Source organism: Confluentibacter flavum (genome assembly GCF_002843175.1).
Lineage (GTDB): Bacteria > Bacteroidota > Bacteroidia > Flavobacteriales > Flavobacteriaceae > Confluentibacter > Confluentibacter flavum.
The window spans coordinates 39,370-60,945 of record NZ_PJEO01000014.1; the positions used below are offsets into that span (position 1 = coordinate 39,370).

Below are 21,576 nucleotides of genomic sequence, written 5' to 3' on the forward strand. Positions count from 1 at the left end.
TTATTTATTCAGTATTTTCTATTTTGTTAAATAAGACTTTATGACCTTTAATTTTCATTCAAATTATAAAAACCAAAACGAAAATTTATGTAGGTTTGTAAAACAATCTTGTAAAACTCAAAAATACTAATTTTGAGTAACCAAACGTTAAAAACATATCAACAATTTGCCAATGGCGATTATCACATTAACTTCCGATTTTGGTGAAAAGGATCACTTTGTAGGTGCTATAAAAGGTGCTATATACAGTGAACTCCCCGATGTGAAAATTGTTGATATCTCACATTCCATATCGCCTTTCAACATTCCCGAAGCGGCTTACATCATTCAAAACGCCTATAAAAGTTTTCCTAAAGGGAGCGTTCATATTATTGGCGTGGACTCTGAATTAAATGAGGAGAACAAACACATTGCCGTAACATTGGACGAGCATTATTTTATTTGCGCCAATAATGGTATTATGAGCATGCTTTGTAACGAGATTGCCCCCGATAAAATTGTTGAAATAAATATCCATGATAAAATTCAAGGCAGTTTTCCTGTATTGGATGTGTTTGTAAAAGTAGCCTGCCATATAGCAAGAGGTGGTACGCTTGATGTTATAGGGAAAACCATTGATACTATAAAACCTTTAAAAAATTTAGTGCCGTTTATAAATGAGGAGAAAACCCAAATTATTGGCAGTATTATTTATATTGACAATTATGGGAACGTTGTTACCAATATCAAGCAAAGCTTTTTTGAAACTGTTCAAAAAGGACGTGATTTTGAAATTTCGGCACGCAATAATAAATTTAAAACTGTTTTTTCAAAATACAGCGATGTTGTTAATTTTGAGATTCCTGAAGATAAACGACATGATGAAGGCAGAGGTTTGGTAGTGTTTAATTCGGGTGGTTTTTTAGAAATTGCTGTTTACAGAAGTAACCCAACCACCGTGGGTAGTGCCTCTAGCCTTATGGGCTTAAATTTAATGGATACGGTGAGTGTTAATTTTGTTGCAACGCCCCTGGTACCTAAAGGCATTGAAAGCGTCAGTGCTTTTCAAGACTATAAATAATGAACACTTTTAACTTTTAACTTTTAACTTTTAACTTTTAACTTTTAACTTTTAACTTTTAACTTAATAAATGTTTGCCATTTTAAAAAAAGAAATCAACTCATTTTTCGCATCGCCAATAGGGTATTTGGTTATCGCTATTTTTTTGATTTTGAACAGCTTATTTTTATGGGTTTTTAAAGGGGAGTTTAATGTGCTGGATTATGGCTTTGCCGATTTATCGTCGTTTTTTTTATTGGCGCCTTGGATATTGATTTTCTTGATTCCAGCAGTCACCATGCGTAGTTTTTCAGACGAAAAAAAACAAGGCACATTGGAATTGTTGCTCACCAAACCCATTTCGCATTTAAAAATTGTGCTTGGTAAATATTTTGGGGCTTTAATCCTAATTATCATCGCCATTTTACCAACCTTGCTTTATGTGTATACGGTATATCAATTGGGAAATCCCATCGGTAATCTGGATATGGGCAGTACAACGGGATCTTATTTCGGACTTCTATTCTTGATGGCGTCTTATACGGCGATTGGTGTTTTTACGTCCACCTTATCAGATAATCAAATCGTAGCATTTATACTTTCGGTATTTTTATGTTTTCTGTTTTACATCGGATTTGAGGGTATCTCAGAGTTTACCTCAAGCACATTCGTTGAACAATTAGGCATGAGTTACCACTTTAAAAGCATGGGCCGTGGTGTTCTTGATACCCGGGATATTATTTACTTTTTAAGCGTTTCCTTTTTCTTTATAACCATTACAAAACTCAATTTAAACAGAGAGACCAAATGATTGTTACACCGCTTTTTGTTGTTTTTATAAGTATCGTTTTCATCCTCACGTGGATATTTGCCAATACCATCGACAAACGTAAATGGGTGAGTTTATTAATAAGCATTATAGCAACACCTATTGTTTATTTTTTTGTTTTTTACCCGTTTATAAACATCTTTTTTAGTTATCATCATCAAAAACATTTCGATACGGAAGCTTGGAAAGAAAAGCCTGCTTTAAGATATGAAATGAGTACCCAAGTGGTTGATCAAAATTTATTTCTTGGTAAAACCAAAGCAGAAGTTAAAGAGGTTTTGGGCGCTAGCGAATGGTATGGTTGGGACGATTCCATAAAAGCCAATTCTCAAGACAAATGGAATTATAACCTTGGTTTTAAACCTGGAGCGTTTAACATGACCCAAGAATGTTTGGAGCTTGTTTTTAAAGACAATGAAGTAAAAAGCATTTCGCAATACCAAATGGAAAAAGAGTTTGATTAAAAATATTAAATATATAGGCATTCTTTTAGTGGCTTTAATAGGTGTTAACTATGTAAGCAGCATCGCCTTTAAACGCTTTGATTTAACAAAAGACAAACGTTACACCTTAAGCGAGGCCTCTATTAACATTATTAACAGCGTAGAATCCCCTATTAAAATTGATGTGTTTTTAGAAGGCGACAATTTCCCTTCAGAATTCAGACGTCTTCAAAATGAAACCAGACAATTGTTAGAAGAGTTTTCGGCAAAAAATAGCAACATTGTTTTCAATTTTATGAATCCTCTGGAAGATGAAGCCACTCGCGATAGCAATATGCAACAATTGGTACAACGTGGATTAACCCCCATGCAATTAAGCGTACAGGAAAGTGGAAAATCTACCCAAGAAGTCATTTTCCCATGGGCATTGGCTAGTTATAATGATGAAACGGTGATTATTCCACTGGTGAAAAATAAAATCGGTGCCTCACAACAAGAACTGGTTACCAACTCCGTGCAACATTTGGAATACGCTTTTGCTGATGGTTTTAGCAAATTAACAAAGCCTAAAAGTAGAAAAATTGCAATTTTAAAAGGCAATGGTGAATTGCCAGATAGATATATTGCCGACTTTGCAAAAAAGCTAGGTGAATACTATTTCCTAGCACCTTTTACGTTGGATAGCGTTGCTGTAAACCCTCAAAAAACATTAAAAGACTTAGAGAATTTCGATTTAATTATTGCTGCCAAACCCACCGAAGCTTTTACCGAAGAAGAAAAACTGGTATTGGACCAATATACCATGGATGGTGGAAAAAGCCTTTGGCTTATTGATGCCGTTGCTATGGAAAAAGACAGTTTGTACAATGAATCTGGAAGCAATTTTGCGGTCACTAGGGATTTAAACCTAACCGATTTCTTTTTTAAATATGGTGTTAGAATAAACCCAGTACTTGTTAGCGATTTATATTCTGCACCCATAATGGTGGCAACTGGAGATGGTAATGACACACAATTTATACGCCTCCAATGGCCCTATTCGCCATTAGCTTCTGGAAATCCTAATCATTCCATTACAAATAATCTTAATTTGGTAAAGTTTGATTTTGCAAATCAGATAGATACTTTAAAAAATTCAATTACAAAAACTATTCTCTTACAGACTTCTAAACTAACCAAATTGGAAGGTATGCCAAGGGAAATTAGTTTAGAGTTAGTAACCCAAGAGCCTGACCCTACTATTTTCAACAAAGGCAATCAAATACTAGCGGTGCTTTTGGAAGGTGCATTTACATCGGTTTATGACAATAGAATCAAACCATTTAAACTATCCGAAGAAAAAAATAAAAGCGTGCCAACCAAAATGATTGTGATAGCGGATGGCGATGTCATTAAAAATGATATTAATAGAAATGCACCAATGGATTTAGGATTTGATAGATCATACAACCAACCCGTGGGAAACAAGGAATTTTTATTGAATGCCGTTAATTATTTATTGGACGATGACGGACTTATAAACATTCGTTCCAAAGAAATAACGGTGGCCTTCTTAAATCAGGAAAAAATTGCCGACCAAAAAACAACATGGCAACTCGTAAATATCGCATTACCATTGGTGTTATTGGGTCTCTTTGGTTTTGGGTTTAACTACTTCAGAAAGAAAAAATACACTACCTAAATGTTAATAAGTTTGTTTCCTATTTTAGGATGTATGGGATATATTTGTAAGTAGTATATAGTCGATCAAAACGCATTAATTTTCATGGAACAACCTAGTGTTTCACTTTTTTAAAAAAGTAAACCAAATGTTTTGTTTCAGGTAACCAACAATAAATAAACAACGATTTTCAAATGAAATTTATAGTATCAAGCACATATTTATTAAAACAATTACAGGTTTTAGGCGGTGTTATCAACAGTTCAAACACCTTACCTATTTTAGATAATTTCTTATTTGAATTAGATAAATCTAAACTTACGGTATCCGCCAGCGATTTAGAAACCACCATGTTGTCTTCTCTAGAAGTTGAGAGCGATAGCAAAGGTAGTGTTGCCATTCCTGCACGTTTATTACTAGATACTTTAAAAACATTCCCAGAGCAGCCATTAACTTTTGTTGTGGAAGATAATAATACGGTTGAAATAAGCTCAAATCACGGTAAATATGCCTTGGCTTATGCTAATGGAAACGAGTTCCCAAAAGCGGTGGCTCTTGAAGATCCAAGTACGACCGTAGTCACTGGCGATATTTTAGCAACCGCCATCAGTAAAACCATATTTGCAGCTGGAAATGATGATTTAAGACCAGTAATGAGCGGTGTGTTTTTTCAGTTTTCCACTGAAGGTTTAACCTTTGTCGCTACCGATGCGCATAAATTGGTACGCTACAAACGTGAAGATGTAAAAGCCAATCAAGTAGCGGAATTCATCATGCCTAAAAAACCGTTGAATCTTTTAAAAGGTATTTTAGCAGGCAGTGAAGACGATGTGAAAATAGAATACAATGATTCGAACGCGAAATTCACCTTTGATAATTCAGAATTAATCTGCCGTTTAATTGATGGCAAATACCCTAATTACGAAGCAGTTATTCCAAAAGAAAATCCGAATAAACTAACCATCGACAGAACCCAATTTTTAAATTCCGTTCGTCGTGTGAGTATATTTTCAAACAAAACAACCCATCAAATCCGACTAAAAATTGCAGGAGCCGAATTAAATATTTCTGCTGAAGATATTGATTACAGTAACAAAGCCGAAGAACGTCTGACTTGCGATTATCAAGGAGATGATATGCAAATAGGCTTTAACTCTCGTTTTTTAACAGAAATGCTGAGCAATCTAAATGCTGATGAAGTACAATTGGAAATGAGTTTACCTAACAGAGCAGGTATTTTAACCCCTGTTGATGGCCTTGATGATGGCGAACAAATTACCATGTTGGTGATGCCCGTGATGTTGAATAGTTAATCCTCTCTGTCATTTTATGACATCTCTCCAAAGGAGAGAAAACAAATAAAAAAAGCTCACCAATTGGTGAGCTTTTTGTTTATCCCATACTAAAACTAAACTAACTAATAAATTTAAAAGAAAATGGGTATGTTGGGGTTTCACCATTACTGGCTCTTATAGCGTTAATAACAGGAAAAATAATGGATATGATTCCAAGAACAACAAAGCCCAAAAGACCCAGTCCGAGTAATAAAATTAAAGGAATACAAATAATAAAATAGACAATTAAACTTAACTGAAAGTTTATAATATTCTTCCCATGTTCATCCATGTTGTATACCTTTTCTTTTTGTGTCGCCCAAAGAATTAATGGAATGATTAAACTTCCAAAACCAGTAACCAAAGTTACCAATTGGCTTAAATGGGTGATGACTATCAGTTGATTATCTTCTCTCATGGCTGTTGTGTTTTGATTGATACCAATAAGACGCATGTATTAGTAATTTGTTACAAATAGATTTAAACAATGGCATAAAACATTTGAAAACATAAATGTTTATAAATCAGAACAAAAGAAAACTAAATTAAGCTTTTGGTCTCATTTTTTTTCTTAATTTTATATACATCTTCCCCTTTTTTGTTTTTTGTTTAGTGATTTAAAATAAGTCATTAAACAATTTGAAAACCTACTCTTTGCCCTATTACTGATTTCTTAACCTTTTCTGATTTTTAATTTTTTTAGAAATGAGTAAGAACAAGTTGAATGGATTGACAAAAATAAAAAGATTAACCTTGATATGTTTTGTCTCACTTTTAATAGTATCAACACTATTTATGTTATTTGTTTTTGGGATTTTACCAGTAAAAAATTCAGATGATTTTCCTGGTATTTATTATATGAATTACGACGTTTCTACCTTAAGTGACTCAGAAACTCATCAACAAATAAAGTATGGCTATCAGTTGTTCAACGAAACACCAAAATACATGGGGCCAGATATTGACAATCCAGAGATGGTCTATCAAGACAATAGATTGGCTTGCAAAAACTGCCATCTCAATTCTGGTACCAAACCTTACTCCGTCCCATTAATTGGTATCATTCAGCGGTTTCCACAATTTCGTGGCAGAGAAAATAAAATAGGCACCATTGAAGAGCGTATTAATGGTTGTATGGAACGTAGTATGAACGGACGTGCACTTCCTGCAAACAGTAAAGAAATGCATGCCTTAGTAAAATATCTCGAATGGTTAAGTCGATATGCTCCCGAGGACGGAAAAATAGAAGGACAAGGATTTGTTAAAATTGAAATACCAAATAGAGCTGTTAACTTAGATAATGGCAAGCAAGTGTTCGAGAAGAATTGTATTGTTTGCCATACAAGTAGTGGATTAGGCATGATAAAACCTAACAGTTACACTTATGACTACCCGCCTCTATGGGGAAATGATTCGTACAACAATGGTGCAGGTATGACAAGAGTTATAACAGCCGCCCAATTTATAAAAGCTAATATGCCCTTAGGCACCACTTATCAATTCCCTGTATTGACCGATGAAGAAGCTTATGATGTTGCAGGCTATATAAACCAACAATTGCGGCCACAAAAAGCAAATACAGAAAAAGACTTCCCTGATAAAAAAAAGAAACCCGTATCTACTCCCTACCCTCCTTATGCCGACACCTTCTCGGTTGAACAGCATCAAAAAGGGCCATTTCAGCCGATTATGGAATACTATAAGAAAACCTATAATTTAACAAAAAACAATTAATTATGAAAACAATCAAAAGTAACTCTAGACGCCAATTTCTGGGAGCAATAGCCCTTGGTGCTACTGCAAGCACCTTATCGGTACTTACAAATCCCATGTATGCTGATGTACCAATCCCTAATTCAAAAAAACTTAATGATGCAGAGGATTGGTTTGAAAAAATAAAAGGGAAACACAGGATTGTGTATGATGGATCTGAACCCCACAATGGATTCCCAATTATATGGAACTGGGCATTTTACCTAACCAACAATGGTACAGGCACACCTGATGAAGACATGACTGCCATGACCGTTTTAAGGCACAATGCTATTCCAATTGCTTTTGAAGACCGTTTATGGCAAAAATATCCTCTTGGAAAAGTGTTCGAAGTAAATACTTCTTCAGGTGAACCATATAATAGAAACCCTTATTACCAACCTCAAGAGGGTGATTTTCCGATGCCACAAATTGAGGGCATAAAACGTATGATGGAACGTGGTGCCATGTTTTGTGTTTGCGATTTAGCAATGCAAGTTTATAGTGGTATTGTCGCAACTCAAATGAGTTTAGACCCTAAAGAAGTATATGAAGATTGGGTAAGTGGCTTGCTTCCAGGCATTCAATCAGTACCCTCTGGTGTTTGGGCTTTAGGTAGAGCGCAAGAACATGGCTGTGGCTACATTTTTGCAGGATAATAATTTAAAAACAGCTATTATGAAATCCTATTTAAATTTAATTTTGGCATGCTTAATCACATCTGCCATATTTGCACAAGAAAAGCCCGTAAAAATAGTTTTTGATGTTACAAGTGATGATCCAAGTGTTCATAAATCGACCGTAAGACATGTAAAAGCTATGTCTGAAGCCTACCCTGATTCAGAGTTTGAAGTCGTAATGTACAGTGGCGCTATGGATATGGTTCTAAAGAACAAGTCGGTTGTAGCCGACGACATAGCCAATCTTGTACAAAAAGACAATGTTGATTTTGTTATTTGTGAAGGGACCATGAAACGCTATAATACAGCTTCATCAGACCTCATTGCTGGTGTTAAAAGTGTGCCTGATGGTATTCTTGAAATAATTGTCAAACAAAAAGAAGGTTGGGGCTATATCAAAGAGAGTAAATGATACTTAAATTAATAGCAAACTTCAATGTCAGTTTGAGCGCAGTCGAAAACCTTATTAAACAGATTATCAATGCATTTCGACTGCGCTCAATGTGACAATTTACATCAAAATAGACTTTTTAGATTCTGTGTTAAAATGCAAATAATTTATTGGGCTTTTATAATTTGAACAAAATACAATTACCTTGGGAAGGCTTTAGGAATTTAGCTATTCATCCTTAACTCCCAATTTTTCTAAAATAGTATCCATTAAACACCATTTTGTTATGGATGACTGTAATAAATTAGCACCCACAAAAGCGGTAAACCATAACCAATTTAAATTGACATAAATAGCAAGTAATGAGCTAATAAGTATAAAGGTTCCTGCTACGGCCCTGACGATTCTGTTTTTCATAATAAATAATTTTTAGTTTGATTTTTCTATGTTTATAAGGGCTACATGAATATGCGACAAGCTTTGCTGCTGCTGGTTGAAATCAGCGATGAATTCAAATAGCAAATCAACATGTTCTTCATTAACAAACGCATAAAAAAGAATAGATTCCGTTTGGTTCATCTCACTAGAAAACCAGTTAGATTCCACAGCATCTTCCGTGCTATCCCTATAGCCTGTTACATCTCTAAATGAGAATGTTTTTACATTGGCTTTTTTTAATTGAAGTTTGATGTCTTTTTCAAACTCTTTAATGGCGGTAATAATAACTAGCTTCATGGGCTTATATTTTTGGTTCTTGAGCATTTACTTCGATATCTTCTTGAGTCTCCACTTCAATATTTTTAGTTTCCCATTTTTTGCGTTCGGTGATATAATAAATTAAAGGCACCACAAGCAATGTCAGAATCGTGGAAACAATGGCTCCCGCCACCAATGAAATCGCCAATCCTTGGAAAATAGGATCGAATAGTATAATGGAAGCACCAATAACAACAGCACCCGTTGTCAATAAGATAGGCGTTGTTCTAACTGCACCAGCATCAATAATGGCTTGCTTAATAGGAATGCCATCATTCAATCTGATTTCAATGAAGTCGATTAGCAACACCGAATTCCGAACCATAACACCTGCCAGGGCAATCATCCCAATAAATGATGTTGCTGTAAAGAAAGCGCCTAAAATCCAGTGACCCAATACGATTCCGACCAATGATAGCGGAATGGCAACCATCATAACCAAAGGTGTTTTAAAGTTTTGAAACCACCCAACAATCAGCATATAAATAATAACGATGACTATTAAAAATGCTGTGCCTAGATCACGGAACACTTCTAAAGTGATTTGCCATTCACCATCCCATTTTACGGTGAAATCGGTTTCTTCGGTTGGGGCATCCATATACAGTTCATTAATCTTATACCCTTTAGGAAGTTCAATTTTTTGAAGTTTCTCCTCCATTCCCAAAATGGCATACACGGGGCTTTCCAATACGCCTGCCATATCGGCCAACACATACACCACACGTTTTTGGTCTTTTCTATAAATCGTTTTTTCTAAGGTTTCTTGTTTAACAGCAACTAAATCACTTACAGGAATCATTTGGCCTTGACTGCCTTTAATTTTCAGATTCTGAATATCCTGAAGCGAGGTTTTATCCTTATCGTCCAAAGAAAGCACGATGCTTACATGATCGTTAGAGGTTTCATCATACAAATTGGAAACAGGATATTCCTGTAATACATACGTTAAATTACCAACTACTTGCTGTGGCGCAATGCCATGAAGCATGGCTTTTTCTTTATCTACTTCCAAACGGTATTCAATTTGGTTGTCTTCTACCATCCAATCGGTATCAACCACATCGGCTGTGTTTTCTAAAATGGTTTTAACCTGTTGAGCGACTTTAATCTGCTCATCGTAATTAGGGCCATAAACCTCAGCAACTAATGTTGACAATACGGGTGGTCCTGGTGGCACTTCAACAATTTTAACATTCGCCCCAAATTTTTTAGCTATTTTTTGAATATGGGGACGTACAATTTTTGCGATGTCGTGACTTTGCAAATCTCTATCTTCTTTATGCAACAGATTCACTTGTATATCCGCCATATTGCTGCCCCCTCGTAAATCGTAATGACGCACCAAACCGTTAAAAGTAATGGGAGCTGACGCACCAATATAGTTTTGATAATCTACAACCTCTGGAACGGTTTTTAAGTATTGTGCTATTTCTTGGGCAACAACGGCCGTTCTTTCTAAGGTGGTGCCTTCTGGCATATCAATCACTACTTGAAATTCATTTTTATTATCAAAAGGCAGCATTTTTACAGCAACGGATTTGGTAAAAAACATCAGTACAGAACCTAAAAGTAATACGCCCGTAAGGACAAACATGATATTACGCTTTTTAGAACTATCTAAGAAAGGTTGTTCTATTTTTTTGTATATTTTATAGATACGACTGGTTTCTAAGCCAGCGTCTTCTTTATGGGCTTGCCCCTCTTTTTCCTGTAATAAATGATATCCTAAATATGGGGTAACGGTTAATGCGACGAACAATGATAATATCATCGCAATAGAGGCACCAATGGGCATCGGACTCATATATGGTCCCATCATACCGGACACAAACGCCATGGGTAAAATAGCCGCTATGACTGTAAACGTGGCCAAAATGGTTGGGTTACCTACTTCATTAATAGCATAAATAGCCGCTTGCTTAAACGGTAAACGCTTCATTTTAAAATGCCGGTGCATATTTTCGGCAATGATAATACTATCATCTACCACAATCCCCACAACAAAAACCAATGCAAAAAGCGTGATTCGGTTTAAGGTATAACCTAACATATAATAAGCAAACAAGGTCAATGCAAATGTTAATGGTACCGAAAAGAATACCACCAAACCGCCACGCCAACCCATGGCCAACATTACCAAAATAGTGACCGCTAATATGGCAACGCCCAAGTGTAATAATAACTCACCGACTTTATCTGAAGCTGTTTCACCGTAATTTCTGGTGACGTCCACATGAACATCCGAAGGGATTAAGGTTTCCTTTAATGTATCGATGTGTGCCAATATCTTATCTGATATCTTCATGGCATCGGCGCCTTTTACTTTCGATACCGAAATGGTAACCGCTGGATATTCAGACTTGTTATTTTTAAATCCGTCATTAGCTTGTCCAAATCCGAATGACACATACGAAGTTGGTGATTCTGGGCCGTCTTTAATAGTGGCCACTTGTTTTAAATACACTGGCATATTTTGGTTAACGCCAACCACTAAATTTTCAACATCTTCAGCCGTTTCTAGAAATTTCCCGGTAGTGATTAAATATTCAGTATCATTAGTTACAAAACTTCCAGACTGCGAACTGCTATTATTCGCTTGAACCATTTGCATAATACCCATAGCATCAACCCCATTTCCAGCCATTTTATCTTTATCTAAAACCACTTTCAATTGCCTGTTTCTGCCGCCTATGACTCTGGTGATGGATACATCCTTTACTTTTTCAATTTCTGAAGTTAATTCTTCTGCCAATTGGCGCAGTTCATAATCATTATAGTTTTCACTCCAAAGCGTAAGTCCCAACATTGGCACATCATCAATAGAACGTGTTTTTACAACAGGCTTGTAAATGCCCTCTGAAAACATGTTTTCATGCTTCATCAACTCGTCATACAATTTTACATAAGAACGCTCTGTATCTTCACCTACATAAAACTGAACAACCATCATGGCCTGTCCGTTCATAGCCATACTATGCACATGTTCAACCCCTTTAATATTCGAAATTATTTTTTCCAAAGGTTTTATAACTCTGCTTTCAACCTCGGTTGGGTTTGCTCCAGGATAACCCACCATCACGTCGGCCATAGGCACATTTATTTGAGGTTCCTCTTCCCTTGGGATGAGAAATGAACTGTATGTACCAATAATCATCAAACCAATCATCAACAAAATGGTTAGTTTCGAGTTGATGAAAAAATGGGCAATTTTACCCGAAATTCCTTCTTGCATGTTTATTATTATTATCCCCAAACCCCAAAGGGGCTTTTTGAGTTAGGTTATTTTAATTTATTTATATAAGTTTTTTATGGTGATGGGATTACTTTTACCCCATTATACAATTTACCATCAGCTGAAATAATAAAACTTTCATTGGATGATAACCCAGATAACACTTCCACTTGGTTTCCAAACGTTCTTCCTAAACGCAACCAACGCAATAAAGCCGTATTACTTTCACTTACCGTATATACACCAGATAATTGGCCGCTACTTACAATGGCTTCCAGAGGTATCAACACCATATCTGATTTTTCTTGTGTTTCCATGGGAAATTGAACTGTGACAAACATGCCCGATAAAATGGGGACATCCGTTTTATCTAAAGCTACTTTTACCATGTATTGTCCGCCCGTATTCTTTGCAGAACTGCTGACTTCTGTCACTTTTCCCTTTACATCCTTATTCATTGATTTAACGAGCACTGTTACAGGCACACCTAATGTTATTTTTGAAATCTCACTTTCTGGAACGCTCGCCATAACTTCAAAACCTGTTGGCATTTCCAATGCAATTAAAGGCACCCCTGGATTCGCCATATCACCATTTTTAATGAATTTCCCAGTAATAACCCCATCAAAAGGCGCACGGATATTAACATAGGCAAATTGGGCATCCACCTCGTTTTTCATTTGTTTGGCACCTTCCAATCTGGCTTTTGCCATGGTATAATTTGCTGTGATGTCATCCAATTCCTTTTGCGAAGCACTGGCATCAGCAAATAGGTTTTTGAATCTGTTATAATCTTTTTCTGCATTTGTAAAGGCTGCCGTTGCTTCCATGATTCCAGCATTCACCTGTGAGCGTTTTGCTTGTAAATCGGAATTATTAATAGCAACAAGCAATTGTCCTTTTTTTACTTTATCGCCCACGTTTACAGGAATGTCAGTAACATATCCCATCATACGTGTGCTTAAATTAGCACTATTAACAGCTTGAATCGTCCCACTTGCCGTTAAAAATGGACTATGACTATTTTCATTTATGGAGCTCATTTTTACCGAAACAGCAGTCGTGTCTGCCATTAATTTTTTCTCGTCGCTTCCGCAACTTACAGCTAGAAGGGTAAGTGCAAATAAGACTATTGTATATTTCGTTTTCATATGTTGTTAGGCTTTAGTTAAAAATTGTAAGTATGCTTGTGTAAAATTATATTCAAAAATAGTTTGGTAATATTCCAATTGTTTCTGTGCGAATTGTGTTTCTGCCATGAGTAAATCGGATGTTTTCTCCAAGCCTTCCCCAAAACGGTTTGTTCGTATTCTCAATGATTCTTGGGATTGCTCCATGGCGAGTTTTGAAAGCTGTAATTTATTTTCAGCATCCATAAACATACGTTTGGCTTTGTTGAGTTCCAACTGACTTTGCGACACATATTGCTCGTATTGGAGTTTCGATTTTTCATATTCCGCTCTACTTTTTTGGGCTTTTCCAAAACGTTTGGTACCATCTAAAATAGTCCAACTTAATTGGGCACCTACCACATAGCCGTTAGCACCGCCTTGAAATAAGGTATCATCATAAAGTTCGTAACTTCCAAAGGCATTTAAGGTTGGCAAAAAAGTCATATTATCTGCTTTGTGCATACTTTCATAAGCATTTGAGGCTAATGCCATGGCTTTAATATCCGACCGCTCTATGGACACTTGTGAAGAAGCTGTGGAATAAGAATCATTAATGGTCAAACTATCTGCCGGTTTGAAAATAGTGTTATTGGTATCATTCATTAAAAAAGACAGATAATTGGATGCATTCCCCACATTACTTTTGGCTATTTGCAATTGGTTTTTTACCTCAGTAACCCTAACATCAACAGCCAGCACATCGGCACGTTGCAAATAGCCTTGTTTAAAACTATTATCTGCCAATTGTTTATTGGATTCGGCTGCTTCAAGGGCTTTTTCCATGACATCTACCATTCTATAAGCCAGTTGCAGTTGCATATACGCTTTATCTACCTCAAAAACCAAATAATCGGTAGTTCGCTCGGTTTGTAACGTCATAGCTTCCATTTTACTTTTGGCTGCTTTACGTTGCAAAAAACCATCGACATTAATGATGGGTTGCTTCACTTCAATAAGGGTTGCAAAATTTTGTGTTTGATTTGGATTGTTTAATAAAGTAGGATCAAAATCGGCAGGGGTCAAAATCCCTTGATTTAATTTAGAACCAAATGCCATCAACGGATTGGTAGTAGAAATACCTGTATGGGACACCGTAATATTTGGTAAAAAAATAGCATTGGTTTGTCGGTAATCCCCTTTTGCCTGATTAACATCTTCTTGGGATATTTTTATGGATTGGTTTTCTTCAGCGACCCTGCTTAAAACGTCTTGCTTTGAAATTTGGATAATTTCCTGAGCATTTAGCAATGATGCCAAGCTTAAAAAACCAACCGTTAAAATGTATAATTTTTTCATTTTTTTTTTAATTTACATTGCAAATGTAGGTTAGGTAAAAACTCTAGTCCGTAACTTTTGTTACCCAAGAAAAAAGCACTCTTTACAGAGTGCTTCTAATCACCATCAAACCTTAAAACCCAACAATCAAAAAAAAGTCAATCCGGATTCGTATTTCATTTTGTCAACAGCCTAGGATAACTATTAACTACCAAAATCCTTAATTCTTGATATGAATCTTATTTAAATAAATGTAAGTTATTGTAAATTGTAGAGTGTAACTTTTGTTGCATAAGCAACATTTAGATTCCTTCTAATTTAATGTTCGCCATAGCCTATATCGTCCATTTTACCTTTAAATACTTTATACTGAATAGTAAAATAAACCAATACCAAAACGATTGCTACCGCAAACCAATAGATACCAACCGATAAACCATACTCATGGGCTGCCATATTATAAATGGTTAAATCTGGGTTGACTGAATTTGTTGAAGGCAACAATTTTGGAAAAATTGATGCTACGGTAGATGTCAATCCACCAAATAAAAACAACGAAGAAAATAAAAATCCCGTACCATCTTTTTTAAATGTTCTAATTTTAAACAAGCCTAAATGTCCTATGAAAAAAATGATTGGAAAAACCCACAGCCAAGGGTATTGTAAAAAATTATGAAATGGTTGTGGTTCTATAATATGCCAAACCAGTAATGATAAAATTATAAGTGCTAGTAACACTATATTTAATTTAAATATGACGTTTTTAAGCTTGCTATTTAAACTAGAGTTGGTTTTGAAAATAATCCAATTAGCTCCATGAATCGTTAAAGACACAACCCCAATAATGCCCAACATAAGGGTAAACCAATCAATGATTCCTAAATGCTCGGCTTGGGGACTAAACGTAGGATTCCACAGTGGTAAAAAGAAATAATGAGCTTCGTGCGCAGAAACGCCATTAGTAACCATGCCCAAATTAACCCCTCTAACCACATTTCCTAAAGCAATTCCAAAGAATAAAGCCAATAACAAACTTGCCAAACCAAAGGCTTTATCCCAAACAGCTTCCCACATTTTATTATGTATTTGACCCCGCAATTCCAAACCAATAGCCCTAAAAATAAGCAACCATAAAATCATAATCAAAGGCAAATAAAATCCACTGAAAGACGATGCATACAATGTTGGAAATGCAAAAAACAAAATACCTCCAGAAGCTATTAACCAAACTTCGTTAGCATCCCAAAAAGGCCCAATGGCATTCGTTATCGCTTTTTTATCTTTTTCGGTTTTGGCAAAAAACAAATGGATGATGCCTGCTCCAAAATCATAGCCATCCAATATTATATAAACCGCTAACATTGACATTAAAATGATATACCAAAATAATTCCATAATTAGTGTTTTATAAGTTCTGGTCCTTTATTGATAATTTTTCCAGCAAGCATTAAAAATAAAAGTCCCAATAATAAATAAAGCCCCATAAATCCTAGTAACGTAAACAATGTGTTTCCTGCAGATACTGTTGGTGATGCTCCTGCCGAGGTTCTCAGTAAATTATAAACCAACCAAGGTTGTCTTCCTAATTCGGCCGTGTACCAACCTGTTGTATTGGCGATGTATGGAAATGGCAACATAAACAATAACGACCATAAAATCCATTTGGTTTTATAAAGTTTTTTTCTGAACAATTGAACCATGGCAACTAGCATTAAACCAATAAAAATGGTCCCCAAACCAACCATGATATGATACGCATAGTACAGCCCAGGAATATTTGAAGGATATACATCTTCATCAAATTCATTCAAGCCTTTAATTTCGGCGTCCCATTTCTGATAGGTTAAAAAACTTAAAATATTAGGAACGGCAATTTTATTGTCCAATGTTTTATCTATCATGTTAGGTTGGCCGATAAGTACGATTTCAGAACCACCATCAACTGTTTCAAAAAGACCTTCCATAGCCGCAAAAGTGACAGGTTGATGTTTCACCACGTTTTTTGCTGCCATGTCCCCTGTCGGAAACGCAACTATTACACTCGATACCAATCCGAAAATAACACCCGTCTTTACAAACAGTTTTCCAAATTCATGATGTTTATTATTTAAAATATAGAACGCCCCAATAGCTGCAACCACAAAAGATGCCGTTACTAATGATGCCGCCTGATTGTGCAAATACGAGGGCCATAACCACTCGTTAGTAAATAATGCTCCAAAATTATTCAACACAAACTTGCCGTTTTCCAAGATTTCATAGCCTACCGGATGTTGCATCCACGAATGAGTTGCAATAATTAAAAAGCCGCTTGCCCAAGAGCCCAAAAACACTAAAAAGCCCGTGACAAAATGAAGCCTATGTCCTAATAATTTTTCACCAAAAATAAAAAGCCCTAAAAAAGAGGATTCCAAAAAGAAGGAAAACATGCCTTCCATGGCTAGCGTCTGACCAATAATGCCTCCTGTAAGCTCAGAAAATTTAGCCCAATTGGTGCCAAATTGAAATTCCATAGGAATTCCAGTAACAACACCCATCGCAAAATTGAGTGCGAAAATTTTCATCCAGAACTTGGCTGCTTCGTTATAGGTGTCAACGTTGGTTCTTAGGAATTTCCATTTAAAATAGACGATTATCAAAGATAATCCCATGGTTAATTGCGGAAATAAATAATGAAATGTAATGGTAAATGCAAATTGCATTCTATCATAAAAGAGCATGTCTTCCATGTAATAATTTTTAGGTTCCCAAAAATACAACACAGAAGATTAATTATAGGTAACTTTTATTACTTATTATTCTGTAACAAGCTAATTAAATCCTTTTTTTCAACAACACCAGACTGTCTCCAAAGTTGTTTGCCATTTTTAAAAAGAATCAGTGTTGGAACTCCCCTTACCTGATATTTGGAAGCCAGAGCCTGATTTTTATCCACATCAATTTTTATGATTGAAACCGTTTCACCCAAGCTATCTTTGACTTCTTTTAATATGGGCGACATGAGCTTACATGGTCCGCACCATTCTGCGAAAAAATCCACCAAAATGGGTTTATTTTGATTTATTATGTCTAGAAAACGACTCATTGATTATAATTTATTTAATTTGGACGCATGCATCCTTTATTTTGATTAAAATGCTCTTGAAACCGTTCTGGTTGTTCAATATCATTATCAAAAATATAATCGGCTATTTGTTCGATAACATTTTCAGGATAAGGTAATTTTTGCATCATGCCGAAACGTTTTACGGCACCATACATTTTAGCATTACTTTCAATAGGCTCTTTTATCCATTTTTGCATATCGGCAACAAACTCTTTTTTACTTGTTACGCTGTTAATATACCGCATTTTAATCGCTATCATTGGCGGCGCAATTCGGTCGGCTTCACTTGTCGTAGCGTTATGGCAGGCATAACAATGCGTTTCCATCAGTTTTTTGCCAGGATGTGTTTGGGCTTCTAAAACATCTGAATTTTTGGCATAAGTTGCTCTTTTGTTTGAATTGTCACAATTAATAATCAATAAAACAAGTACAAGAACCATTAAACTGTTTTTCATAGTATCTAAATTTAAGGAATAAGTTCTTTTTTATTGATGACCAAAAAAGGAACCCCTATTTTAAAACCAAAGGTTTCTACTGGATGCCTAGTAAATAAGCGTTCTAAAAACGAATGTTTTGTGTACAACATAGCAAACATAGCTATTTGGTTTTCAATAATGTGCTTATTAATAATTTCAAAAATATCTTTACTGTTTATAGTAATGTATTTATGGTTTGCTTCGGTGAAATGTGTTTTAAAAATAACTTCATTACTAAAAACTTCATGTGTTAAATGATTTTCATCCTTGATATGAAGAATTTCTAATTTCGATTTATAAAGTGAATTAAAATCCTTTAACCATTTTAATTCTTCAACGCCATATAATTCTAAATGATTGGTGGTAAACAGTACTTTATGTAATCCGTTAAATTTACAGTTATCGGGAATAGCCAAGATTGGCACCTGGCACCGTTGCATCACATGAACCGTGTTACTACCAAAAATGACTTTTTCCAATCCGGATGCCCCTTTAGTTCCCATAACTATCAAATCGACATCATGAATCTTGGATACATGATTTATCGAATCAATTAAATTGTCATAATCTACAATAGAATAAAAATGATGTTTGTCGTTAAGATGCTTCGCTTTAATTTTTAAAATAATATTATCAATCGACTTTTTTGCGGCCGAAATTAACGTTTGATATATAGTTGTTGAAGATGACATAACCATGATATCTTCTGAAATAAAAGATGATGCCTTTTGCACATTAAGTAAGTAAAAATCACAGTTTGTATTTTGAAACATATCTATAGCATACTGAATGGCATTGATTGAATTTTTAGAAAAATCGGTAGGAAGCAGTATTGTTTTCATCTCAAAAAATATAGGATTAATAGGTAAATGTATATTACCATATCAAATAAAACTATGACATATATCAGTTAGACTCACGTCATTTTAACCATTAAAATAAATTAGCATAATAACGTAAAGGTTTGTACTTTCGGCACAATAAATGATTCAATTTAAGCTGTAACCCAAACCTAATATTTACATAATGCGCATCATATTCTTTCTTGCATTTTTAGTAACCTTTTTCGTTAACGCCCAAAACAATGCGATTGGCAACGCTGAAAAACTGGTGTTTACCGCTTCTTACAACATGTCTGGAGTCCTTAATAATATCGCTGAAGTTACTATGGAAACCAGTGAAGCCAAAACCTCTAAAGCAACCTTATTAAGATTAAAATGTACCGCTTCTACATACAGCAAATGGGATAATTTTTTTAAAATTAGGGATTTATACGAAAGCTATGTTAACCCCAGTAATTTAACACCTTATTTATACAAAAGGGATGTTAATGAGGGAAGCTACTACAAAGGAATGAAATATACCTTTGACCCAAAAACCAACAAGGTTAAATCTGTACAAAACAAAAGAAATAAACCAGACGAAAATAAGGACCTTACCATACATGCTGGCACTAAAGATATTGTATCTACCATATACAGTTTAAGACTCATTGACTTTAAAAATATGGCAGTAGGAACAAAAAAAACCTTTACCATACTTTTTGATAGAGAAGAAATGAAAGGTCAATTTACCTATCTAGGAAAGGAAACCATTACCACAGCTATAGGAAAAAAGGAATGCTATAAATTAGCAATAGGTTCAAACCAACCAGAAGTGCTTAAAGGTACCAATAGTAATTTTTTATGGCTTACGGCAGACGCAAATAAAATCCCTGTTTATGGAAAATTCAAAATCCCTGTAGGCAATGGGGAACTAAAAATAAAATCCGTTGCAGGTTTAAAAAACTAAATTCATTGCGATCTAAAATGTCGATTAAAAAATTTGAAACCAACAAAAATGTTTAAAAGAGGTGTTCTATCTGACCACTGAAAAACAATAAATTTAACAGATGAAACAAGTATTTATAATTTTAGGTCTTATAGCAGCTATATTAGCCACTATTTTATCGGTATTACCTCTTTCTAATCTGGCTATATTCCCTGCAATAGCAGCACTTATCTTTGGTTTAATTGCCTTTTACTTATCAAAAAAAGCTGGGTATGTAAAAAAAATTATCCAATTCACTTTTTTATTGACCATCCTAGCGCTTTCAATAACCATTTACAAAGCTGTGTTTACTAAAGTTGAAGTGACCAATACAGAAGAATTGATTATAAAAGAAGAAGAATCGAAACAAGAAGCTATTGAAGAGCTGGAAGATCTGGATTTAGAAGATATAAGTATTGAATAGTAGTAGTTTTATTACATAGTTTTTATATATTTGCTTATAATTTTAATGAAACTAGCATATTAACGTTTTTTATGCCCCTAAAAAATTGATTATTGGCGAGTTACATGTGAAAAAACCCTCGAAGCCACATGAAAACCTTTTGCATTCTCTCAGCATTCGCATTAGTTGGTACTTGTGCCACTACAAAATACACCACAAAAATCCAGAATCTAAAGGATAGTATCACCATTGTTGATAGTACCTTGGTTGTCAATTATGCCCAAACCATAACATCAAAAGAGTTAAGTAAAGAACTCTATTCGTTTTCTTCTAATGCATTTGAAGGGCGACAAACTGGTGAAAAAGGACAAAAATTAGCGGCTCAGTTTCTTAAAAATTATTATACAAAAGAAAAAATAGCGTCCCCTTTTGGAGACTCACTATATTACCAAAACATACCTGAGACCTTCTTCTCAAATAATATCAAAGCTTCAGAAAATGTCATGGCATATATTGAAGGTTCAGAAAAGCCTAATGAATTGATTGTAATCTCCGCGCATTTAGATCATCTTGGTATGGACGAAAACGGTGAGGTATATAACGGCGCTGATGATAATGGTTCTGGAACGGTAGCCATTATGGAGATAGCCCAAGCCTTTCAACAAGCAAAAATCGATGGGCATGGACCCAAACGAAGTATCTTATTTTTACATCTTACTGCAGAAGAAATTGGTACACAAGGCTCTTTATATTATACCCAAAACCCCGTATTTCCATTAGAAAACACCATCGCCAATCTTAATATTGATATGATTGGGCGCATAGATAACATTCATAAAGAGGATAAAAATTACATCTATTTAATAGGCTCTGATAGACTTAGCAAAGAGCTACACTACCTTTCTGAAAAAGTAAACAACACCTATTTTAATATCAATTTAGATTATAGATTTAATGCTGAAAACGATGACAATCGTTATTATTTTAGATCAGACCATTATAATTTTGCGGCACATGGAATTCCCGTTATTTTTTATTTTAATGGAGAACATGATGATTACCATAAAATTACTGATACCCCCGATAAAATAGATTATCAACTATTGCAAAATCGTGCACGTCTCATTTTTGCAACCGCATGGCAATTGGCCAATCAACCAAATAGATTAGTGATTGATACCAAAAACGACCTTCTTTTAAATTAAAATTATACCTA

General features: G+C 35.1%; 22 protein-coding genes. 11 read left to right on the forward strand and 11 right to left on the reverse strand.

The window, feature by feature from the left end; translation table 11 throughout:
• Positions 1–172 precede the first annotated feature (172 nt).
• The 5 genes from CSW08_RS03090 (at position 173) to dnaN (ending at position 5,284) form a co-directional block, all read left to right on the forward strand.
• Positions 173–1,060: an SAM hydrolase/SAM-dependent halogenase family protein gene (locus CSW08_RS03090; RefSeq protein ID WP_106658444.1), complete on the forward strand. Its 888-nt coding sequence runs from the start codon at positions 173–175 to the stop codon at positions 1,058–1,060.
• A gap of 70 nt (positions 1,061–1,130) precedes the next feature.
• Positions 1,131–1,850, forward strand: a complete 720-nt coding sequence (gene gldF / locus CSW08_RS03095; RefSeq protein ID WP_106658445.1) for a gliding motility-associated ABC transporter permease subunit GldF — start codon at positions 1,131–1,133, stop codon at positions 1,848–1,850.
• Positions 1,847–2,332, forward strand: a complete 486-nt coding sequence (locus CSW08_RS03100; protein ID WP_106658446.1) for a hypothetical protein — start codon at positions 1,847–1,849, stop codon at positions 2,330–2,332. The genes gldF and CSW08_RS03100 overlap by 4 nt, the downstream gene beginning before the upstream one ends.
• Entirely contained in the window at positions 2,328–3,992 is a 1,665-nt protein-coding gene (gene gldG, locus CSW08_RS03105; RefSeq protein WP_106658692.1) for a gliding motility-associated ABC transporter substrate-binding protein GldG, read from the forward strand. Before CSW08_RS03100 ends, gldG begins: the two co-directional genes overlap by 5 nt.
• A gap of 173 nt (positions 3,993–4,165) precedes the next feature.
• Positions 4,166–5,284, forward strand: coding sequence for a DNA polymerase III subunit beta (gene dnaN, locus CSW08_RS03110; protein WP_106658447.1), 1,119 nt, complete (start codon positions 4,166–4,168; stop codon positions 5,282–5,284).
• A gap of 100 nt (positions 5,285–5,384) precedes the next feature.
• Here the strand turns inward: dnaN and CSW08_RS03115 are convergent, their stop codons facing one another.
• Positions 5,385–5,723: a DUF4870 domain-containing protein gene (locus CSW08_RS03115; protein ID WP_106658693.1), complete on the reverse strand. Its 339-nt coding sequence runs from the start codon at positions 5,721–5,723 to the stop codon at positions 5,385–5,387.
• Between the two features lie 287 nt (positions 5,724–6,010).
• Between CSW08_RS03115 and CSW08_RS03120 the strand changes: the two genes are divergently transcribed.
• From CSW08_RS03120 to CSW08_RS03130, 3 genes are read left to right on the forward strand one after another with little or no spacing between them, the layout of a single operon-like run.
• Positions 6,011–7,039 carry a c-type cytochrome gene (locus tag CSW08_RS03120; protein WP_106658448.1) on the forward strand — a complete coding sequence of 343 codons (1,029 nt, stop codon included), beginning with the start codon at positions 6,011–6,013 and terminating at the stop codon, positions 7,037–7,039.
• Positions 7,040–7,041: 2 nt separating this feature from the next.
• Positions 7,042–7,716: a Tat (twin-arginine translocation) pathway signal sequence containing protein gene (locus tag CSW08_RS03125; RefSeq protein WP_106658449.1), complete on the forward strand. Its 675-nt coding sequence runs from the start codon at positions 7,042–7,044 to the stop codon at positions 7,714–7,716.
• A gap of 19 nt (positions 7,717–7,735) precedes the next feature.
• Positions 7,736–8,149, forward strand: coding sequence for a DsrE family protein (locus CSW08_RS03130; protein ID WP_106658694.1), 414 nt, complete (start codon positions 7,736–7,738; stop codon positions 8,147–8,149).
• A 207-nt stretch (positions 8,150–8,356) separates the two neighbouring features.
• Here CSW08_RS03130 and CSW08_RS03135 read toward each other — a convergent pair whose 3' ends face one another.
• The 10 genes from CSW08_RS03135 to CSW08_RS03180 all read right to left on the reverse strand — a co-directional run bounded on the left by CSW08_RS03135 (position 8,357) and on the right by CSW08_RS03180 (position 18,990).
• Positions 8,357–8,545: a YgaP family membrane protein gene (locus CSW08_RS03135; protein ID WP_162495538.1), complete on the reverse strand. Its 189-nt coding sequence runs from the start codon at positions 8,543–8,545 to the stop codon at positions 8,357–8,359.
• Between the two features lie 12 nt (positions 8,546–8,557).
• A complete protein-coding gene (locus tag CSW08_RS03140; RefSeq protein WP_106658695.1) occupies positions 8,558–8,863 on the reverse strand; it encodes a hypothetical protein in 306 nt (101 codons plus the stop codon).
• Positions 8,864–8,867: 4 nt separating this feature from the next.
• Entirely contained in the window at positions 8,868–12,119 is a 3,252-nt protein-coding gene (locus CSW08_RS03145; RefSeq protein WP_106658451.1) for an efflux RND transporter permease subunit, read from the reverse strand.
• 74 nt (positions 12,120–12,193) lie between these two features.
• Positions 12,194–13,270: an efflux RND transporter periplasmic adaptor subunit gene (locus CSW08_RS03150; RefSeq protein WP_106658452.1), complete on the reverse strand. Its 1,077-nt coding sequence runs from the start codon at positions 13,268–13,270 to the stop codon at positions 12,194–12,196.
• A gap of 6 nt (positions 13,271–13,276) precedes the next feature.
• On the reverse strand, positions 13,277–14,587 hold the full coding sequence (locus tag CSW08_RS03155) for a TolC family protein (protein ID WP_106658453.1): 1,311 nt from the start codon (positions 14,585–14,587) through the stop codon (positions 13,277–13,279).
• A 297-nt stretch (positions 14,588–14,884) separates the two neighbouring features.
• Positions 14,885–15,961: a cytochrome d ubiquinol oxidase subunit II gene (gene cydB / locus CSW08_RS03160; RefSeq protein ID WP_106658454.1), complete on the reverse strand. Its 1,077-nt coding sequence runs from the start codon at positions 15,959–15,961 to the stop codon at positions 14,885–14,887.
• Positions 15,962–15,963: 2 nt separating this feature from the next.
• Positions 15,964–17,295 carry a cytochrome ubiquinol oxidase subunit I gene (locus CSW08_RS03165; protein ID WP_106658455.1) on the reverse strand — a complete coding sequence of 444 codons (1,332 nt, stop codon included), beginning with the start codon at positions 17,293–17,295 and terminating at the stop codon, positions 15,964–15,966.
• 59 nt (positions 17,296–17,354) lie between these two features.
• Positions 17,355–17,651: a thioredoxin gene (trxA, locus tag CSW08_RS03170; protein ID WP_106658456.1), complete on the reverse strand. Its 297-nt coding sequence runs from the start codon at positions 17,649–17,651 to the stop codon at positions 17,355–17,357.
• Between the two features lie 14 nt (positions 17,652–17,665).
• The gene (locus CSW08_RS03175) at positions 17,666–18,127 is read right to left on the reverse strand and encodes a c-type cytochrome (RefSeq protein WP_106658457.1); all 462 of its coding nucleotides are present in this window, start codon (positions 18,125–18,127) and stop codon (positions 17,666–17,668) included.
• Between the two features lie 11 nt (positions 18,128–18,138).
• Positions 18,139–18,990, reverse strand: coding sequence for a universal stress protein (locus CSW08_RS03180; RefSeq protein WP_106658458.1), 852 nt, complete (start codon positions 18,988–18,990; stop codon positions 18,139–18,141).
• Between the two features lie 184 nt (positions 18,991–19,174).
• Here CSW08_RS03180 and CSW08_RS03185 point away from each other — a divergent pair, with 184 nt between their 5' ends.
• From CSW08_RS03185 to CSW08_RS03195, 3 genes are all read left to right on the forward strand, one after another.
• The gene (locus CSW08_RS03185; protein ID WP_106658459.1) at positions 19,175–19,939 is read left to right on the forward strand and encodes a DUF3108 domain-containing protein; all 765 of its coding nucleotides are present in this window, start codon (positions 19,175–19,177) and stop codon (positions 19,937–19,939) included.
• A 100-nt stretch (positions 19,940–20,039) separates the two neighbouring features.
• Complete coding sequence (locus tag CSW08_RS03190; RefSeq protein ID WP_106658460.1) at positions 20,040–20,381, forward strand: FUSC family protein; 342 nt, start codon at positions 20,040–20,042, stop codon at positions 20,379–20,381.
• 128 nt (positions 20,382–20,509) lie between these two features.
• Positions 20,510–21,565, forward strand: coding sequence for a M28 family peptidase (locus CSW08_RS03195; protein ID WP_106658461.1), 1,056 nt, complete (start codon positions 20,510–20,512; stop codon positions 21,563–21,565).
• Positions 21,566–21,576 lie beyond the last annotated feature (11 nt).